At 68.1% G+C, this 6,300-nt stretch carries 6 protein-coding genes; 2 read left to right on the top strand and 4 right to left on the bottom strand.

The features are described from left to right. Nucleotides 1–20: 20 nt before the first annotated feature. On the top strand, nt 21–830 hold the full coding sequence (locus tag A2J02_RS23195; protein WP_082899005.1) for an esterase/lipase family protein: 810 nt from the start codon (nt 21–23) through the stop codon (nt 828–830). Here the strand turns inward: A2J02_RS23195 and A2J02_RS23200 are convergent. From A2J02_RS23200 to A2J02_RS23215, 4 genes are read right to left on the bottom strand one after another with little or no spacing between them, the layout of a single operon-like run. Beyond that, nucleotides 820–1,632: an ABC transporter permease gene (locus A2J02_RS23200; protein ID WP_068054172.1), complete on the bottom strand. Its 813-nt coding sequence runs from the start codon at nt 1,630–1,632 to the stop codon at nt 820–822. The two genes, A2J02_RS23195 and A2J02_RS23200, sit on opposite strands and share 11 nt — an antisense overlap. Then, on the bottom strand, nt 1,629–2,591 hold the full coding sequence (locus A2J02_RS23205; RefSeq protein ID WP_068054177.1) for an ABC transporter ATP-binding protein: 963 nt from the start codon (nt 2,589–2,591) through the stop codon (nt 1,629–1,631). The genes A2J02_RS23200 and A2J02_RS23205 overlap by 4 nt, the downstream gene beginning before the upstream one ends. After that, a complete protein-coding gene (locus tag A2J02_RS23210) occupies nt 2,588–3,715 on the bottom strand; it encodes a LolA family protein (protein ID WP_082899004.1) in 1,128 nt (375 codons plus the stop codon). The genes A2J02_RS23205 and A2J02_RS23210 overlap by 4 nt, the downstream gene beginning before the upstream one ends. A 22-nt stretch (nt 3,716–3,737) precedes the next feature. Next, nucleotides 3,738–4,835 (bottom strand): DNA alkylation repair protein, encoded by a 1,098-nt coding sequence (locus A2J02_RS23215; RefSeq protein WP_068054181.1) that lies wholly within the window; start codon nt 4,833–4,835, stop codon nt 3,738–3,740. 313 nt (nt 4,836–5,148) lie between these two features. Between A2J02_RS23215 and A2J02_RS23220 the strand changes: the two genes are divergently transcribed. Further along, nucleotides 5,149–6,300 (top strand): PAS domain-containing protein (locus A2J02_RS23220; protein WP_156516353.1); only part of this gene is annotated, 1,152 nt, incomplete at its 3' end.

Below are 6,300 nucleotides of genomic sequence, written 5' to 3' on the forward strand. Positions count from 1 at the left end.
CGCCAGGCACACTGGACAGAGTGTTCGCCTCCCTCGCCCCGGCTCGCCGCCGTCTCGTGTTCGTCTTATTGGCCCTCGTATTGGTCGCGGTCGTCGCGGCTGTGGGGGCCTTCGTCGCATCGCGCCCCGCGAACGACCCCGTCGCGAGCGTCGACCAGTCCGTTCCCGGCCCGGTGCTGCTGATCCCCGGGTTCGGCGGATCCACCGACTCGCTGGAGGTGCTCGCGGCCGAACTACGGGAGGACGGCCGCGACGCCACAGTGGTGGCCCTGCCCGACGGTGGCGTCGGCGATCTGACCGTGCAGGCGCAGACCCTGCGCTACGCCGTCGACGCGGCTCTGGCTCGGACGGGAGCGACTTCGGTCGACGTCGTCGGGTATTCCGCCGGTGGGGTGGTGGCCCGGCTCTGGGCCGCCGACCTCGGCGGTGCCGAGCAGGCCCGACGCATCGTCACTCTCGGCTCCCCGCACCACGGCACTCAGGTGGCGGCTCTGGCGGCCCAGTTCGTGCCCGACCAGTGCGCGACCGCCTGTCAGCAGCTCGCCCCGGACAGTTCCGTGTTCGCCGCCCTGAACTCCGGGGACGAGACCCCGGAGGGTCCGCAGTGGGTGTCGATCTGGACCGAGTTGGATCAGGTGGTGACGCCGCCGACGTCGGCCGAACTCGACGGGGCCGTCAACATCCCTGTCCAGAGCGTGTGTGCGGACTCGACCGCCGATCACGGGAACCTGCCCCGCGATCCTCTGGTCGGCGCGATGGTCTCCGCCCAGTTGGACGGCGACTCCACCACCCAGCTCGGCGCAGCCGATTGCAGCCGTCTCAGCTCGTGATGTCCTTGGTGGTGAAGTTCGCCCACGCCGCGCCGAGAAGAACGACGACGTAGACGCCCTGCACACCGACGCCGCGCATCAGGTCCCGCGTCGGCACCGGGTCGCGGAACAGGTCGACGAAAGCCAACCAGTATCGCGTCGGCAGGTACGGCGCGATGGCGTCGGCGGCGTCCAGCGTCAGCAGCAGCGAGCTCGCGATGAGGAACGCCAACGCGCCCAATGTCGCGGCGAGCGGGGAGTCGGTCAGGGTCGACAGGAACAGGCCCATGGCGGCGACTCCGAGCATGGACATGGTCACGTAGAGCACGGCGATGACGGTGCGCGTGGCGACCTGTTCGTCCGTCAGCACTGTGCCGGACACGCTGGATACGCCCCCCAGGGTCGTGACGTCGAACAGCGTCGTGCCGACGAAGTATGCGATGACGGCCACGACGACGACGGCCAGCAGCACGAAGGCGGCAACCGAGACCAGCTTCGCCACCAGTAGTTTGGTTCGTCCCACCGGGCGGGCGAGCAGGTAGCGCAGCGTGCCGGCCTGGGCCTCCCCGGCGACGGCATCGCCTGCGATCACCGACACGGCGACGGGCAGGAACAGCGGGAGCACGATGGCGAGAGCTGCGAGCGGAAACAGCTGGCCGTTGGTGGTCACCGCAGAGAGGAAGGCGGGGCCTTCGCCGGGACGCGGACCGACGTCGGTGAGGGCGAGGAGGCCCGCGACGATGGTCGGCAGCAGATTGAGCAGAAGGATGACGACCCAGGTGCGGGGTCGGCTCAGCATTGCGCGCAGTTCGACGCCGATCATGCGGTCACCTCGGTCCGGACGGCGCTGTCTCGAAGTGCGCCGGGGGCGTCGACTCTGTCGGAACTGGCCCCGGTGACAGCAAGCACGGACTGTTCGAGGCTCATCCGCTGCTCGCTCAGCTCACTCACCCGGACACCTCCCTCGACGAGGAGCCGGTTCAGCTCGGCTGGGTCCCGGTGCTCGACGACGAGTTGCTGACCCACACGTTCGAGCACCGTGGCCCCCTCGACGCCGGAGAGCACGGAGACCGCGTGAGCGGGATCGGCGGTGCGCACCGACACCCGGCCGGTGGACCGCTGCATCGAGGACAGCTGGTCCTGTAGGACGAGTCGACCTCGGTCGAGCACTCCCACTCGGTCGCACAGTTGTTCCACCTCGGCCAGCAGATGGCTGGAGAGGAACACCGTGGTGCCCTGAGAGTGCAAGCCCAGCAGCAACTCTCGAATCTCGAGGATTCCCTGTGGGTCGAGTCCGTTGGTCGGCTCGTCGAGGATCAGCAGTTCGGGGGTACGCATCAGCGCCGCCGCCAGCCCGAGACGCTGCCGCATGCCGAGCGAGTACTGCTTGACCGGTCTGCGTCCCACTCCGGCGAGGCCCACCTGCTCGAGGGCTTCACCGACCCTGGTTTTCCGGGTCCGCCGGGACCCACCCGGACCGGCCGCGTCGAGCAGCGTGAGGTTTCTGCGTCCGGACAGGTTGGGGTAGGCGGCGGGGTTCTCGATCAGCGCCCCCACCCGTGGCAGCACGCTTCGGCGTCGCCGGGGCATCTCCTCGCCGAGCACCTGTATCTGCCCGGAGGTCGCCAGCACCAGGCCGAGCAGCATCCGCACGGTCGTCGTCTTGCCGGAGCCGTTTGCGCCCACGAAGCCGTAGATGTCGCCGGCGCGCACGTCGAGGTCGACACCGTCGACTGCCCGCACCGATCCGTAGCTCTTGGTCAGGCCGGTCGTGCGGATCATGTGGCTGCTCCTCCGAGCTGTTGGGCGGCGGTCGTCAGGGTTTCCGCGGTGACGGTGCCGGACAGCAGATAGCGACGCCGGTCGTCGGTGGGTCCGGTGACGAGGACGTTGAGTGGACCGAGCGACACCGCGACGCTGTCGTCGGTGACGATTGCCCCGGGGGCGGACTGCAACTGTTCGACGAGTCCGCCCGCGGCGCGTCGCGGCAGGGGAACGGCGAACAGTTCGGTCACGCCGCGGCCGTAGATTCCCACCGAACCCTGGCCTTCGCGGGGGCGCAGATCGAGGCCGGACAGGGTCGACGGCAGGCCTGAGGTGTCGAGCCGGTCGGCGAACGAGGCGATGTCGCCACCGTCCTGCTGCTGCACGTCGGTACCGGGCGGGGGAACGAAACGGACGGTGTCGGCATCGGGAATCTCGGAGGAGAAGTCGAGGAACGCGGTGCTGACGACCGGACGGGTGGCCCCGGCTCCCAGCACGTCGACCTGCAGCGGGAGCCCGCTGTCGGGGTCGACCCAGACGTCGACTCCGGTGACGGTGCTCTGCGGCTGGCTGGGGACGAGCCTCAGGCCAGGGGCGTCGCGACCGGCGATCCGGCGTGCCGGAAGCCGGGTGACCTCATCCGCGGTCGCCTCGCTCAGCAACCGCCGGCCCAGCTCCGGGGGGAGCAGGTCGGCCTCGCGTGGCAGGCGCAGGCTCGGTTCGGGGACCGGGGTCACCACGGCCGTGTTCTGCTCGTAGTCCCATCTCCACAGCCGCGTCGGGCTCCGGTAGAGACCGCGCTCACCGGCCAGACGCACGGTGTCGACGCGCCAGCTGTCCGGGGCGCGATACCAGGCACGCAGAGAGGTGGTGTCGCCGAGCAGATCCGGCAGGCCGCCGAGCCCCTCGGTCACCGGAATGATGACACCGCCGACCGCCTGGGCGTAGCCCGAGTACGGCGTCTCGGTGGAGGACTTGACCTGTTCGAGCAGTTCGGTCGCGCCGATGTCGGACGGGTCGACGGGCAAGCGCGAGATCACCGAGGGAGTTGCGACGAGCACGGCGATGCCGAGCACCACCGCCAGCCACCGCCACTTCTTGCGCACCTCTTCGACCGTACGGACGTACCCGAGGTGCTGCATGTGAGCTGCCCGACGCTCGCCGCTAGCCCCCGAGCGAGAACTCCGCGCGACCGTAACTCACACCGTTGATCTGGAGCTCGATGGAGTGTGGGCCGGGGTAGTACTTCCGTGTGGTCAGCGGCTTGAACGAATGCTGCCGCCGCACATCGATGCTGTCGCCGGGCGTGATCGTTCTCGTCGTCAGCTTGAACGTCTTCCCCGTCACCCCACCGTTGGCTTTGGTGTGATGCACGATGTAGTCGATCGCAACCTTGGCCGGTTCGGTGCCGACGTTGCGGATCGAGGCCGTGAACTCCACTTCTCCGCCCATGGGCAGCTCCGTGACGTCGAGGGTGGGGCCGTCCACATCGAGGTCGGCCGGAGCGAACCCGAGCAGCTCGAGCGCGTCCCGGTTTCCCTTCTTGATCACCGTCCGAAGTGCATGTCGCACAAGCTTTTCGGTGTGTGCGTCCGGGCTGTCGAGCCACCGGGTGGTGGTCCCGACGACCAAGTCCGGGACGTCTCGGCTGACATCGTTGAGATGGTTCGCGACAGAACGTCGAACGTAATCACTGTCGTCTCGGTAGAGCCGGTCCAGGATCGGCACCGTGACGCCCGGGCGCGCGAGTATTTCGGGGACGCGCACCGACCACGGAAGATACGGGCGGGTGCCCTCAGACGCCAGACGCCGCACATGCTCGTCCGAGGATGTCGTCCAGTCCGACGCGATTGCGAGCGACCGATCCAGGTCGGCTCGAAGAAACGAGCGGATGGCGAATTCCGAGCTGAGTCGGCCGGTGAGCTCGGCGAGCAAGGCCATTCCGTCGTCGAATGCGCTCGAGGTGTTCTCCTCGACGGCCTTCGATGCGACAGCGCTCGTGACCGGCCAGATCGACCAGCCCTGGAAGTCGGGATCGGTGGCGGCACGTCGGATGATGCGGGCGAACTCCGTGTAGGTGCCGGGCAGTGCCGAGAGCAGGCCGTCACGCAACAGATCTGCGCGGGCTCGAAGCGCGAGTGGACCCAGCCGATCGATCGATCCTTCGAGTACCGACAGGTCTGCGCCCGGAGCGGCGGTGCGCATGGTCCCAAACAGCGTGCCGGCCGCGTCCGGGCCGAGGAGTTCGTCGGCGAAAGGCATGAGAGCTTCTTACCCGACGACTCGGCTCCACGGGGTCGGCGGGGTTCGACGCTGTGTCGAGGGCTGCGCGGGAGGGTGAAATCACCAGGCCGACACCTATTTTTCGGGCTGCGCCAATGGCGGCTGTGGTAATCGGAGTGGGATAACCTTCGTCGAATATCAAAGTGCTGAGCGGCTGGTCGACTCGGATTTTCCGGCCGGACCGGTCTTTCTGCGCGGTGGGCTACAACCCTGGGGGTCGCGTCATGCCCGTCGTCTGTGTCGAGTGGAACCAGAGCCACTGTTGTCGGACTCGATTCGGTGAGCACGCACTGTGAGCGGCTGGGTGTGGGTGGTGGTCCTCAACGGGATCACCGCTGCCGCGTATCTGGGGATCGTGCTGTTCATCGTCCGTGGGCTGATGCGGACCGGACAGCTGCGCAACAACAGGTTGGCGGTGGCCACAGCAGCGATCTTCCTGACCTGCGCCGCGCATCACCTGGTGCACGCGGTGCACTTGTGGACAGGATTCGACGGCCACGCCTCGCATCTCGCTGCAGGTTCAGGCGGGGGGATGCTCGACGCGATGCGGGAGTCGATGGGCGGCACCCTCGACGTCGCGGTAACGGCATCGACGGCACTTGCCGGTGTGATCTATCTGGGGATGCGTCGCTTCTACGGTCCGTTGCTCCGCTCGCCTTCGATGTTCGACGATGCGAGCGAGGCTCGATACCGGCAGCTGGCAGCCAACCTGCCGCACACGTCCGTTCTGGTCGTGGACTGCGATCTACGATTCGTCCTCGTCGAGGGTGCCGGTCTGGTGGCCGAGGGCTACGACCCGCGGCGGATGGAGGGGCAGCTGCTCCGAGACACGGTGTCGCCGGAAGCCTTCGCGATGCTCGAGCCGCATTACCTGGCGGCCGTGGCGGGTGAGGAGATTTCGTTCGATACCGTCAGCCCCCGAACGGGCGCAATCTTTCAGGTCGAAGCGAGGCCGTTGCGGGATGATTCGGGCCGGATAGTCGGTGCCATGGTGCTCTCCGAGGACGTCTCCGCCGAGCGGGCGGCGCGAGCCGAACTCGAGCAGGCCCGGGCCTTTCGTGACGCGGTGTTGACTGCTTCACCGGACATCACGACCGTCACCGCCGTCGATACCGGCCGGGTGACGTGGGCTTCTCGCAGCCTGCGGTCGCTACTGACCGGACCGACTTCGGATGGAGCGGTCGAGGACGGTCGGGTGCCGTGGCTCGGACTCGGTCGGTCCGACGACTCCACTGACGGCGAGGATCGATTGGACGGGGTGGTGGAACAAGATGTCGAGGTCGTCCGAGCGGCGGACCGAACCGCGGCATCGCTTCCGGAGGGCGAGAGCGTCAGTATCCGGTATCGGGTACTCGCGGCCGACGGCTCGCTGCGGTGGTTGTCTCGACGCACCACGCCCTTTCGACGCGGGCCGTCGGGTGAGGTGTCGGAGGTCCTCTCGGTG

The organism is Rhodococcus sp. EPR-147, assembly GCF_001647185.1.
Classification (GTDB): domain Bacteria; phylum Actinomycetota; class Actinomycetes; order Mycobacteriales; family Mycobacteriaceae; genus Rhodococcoides.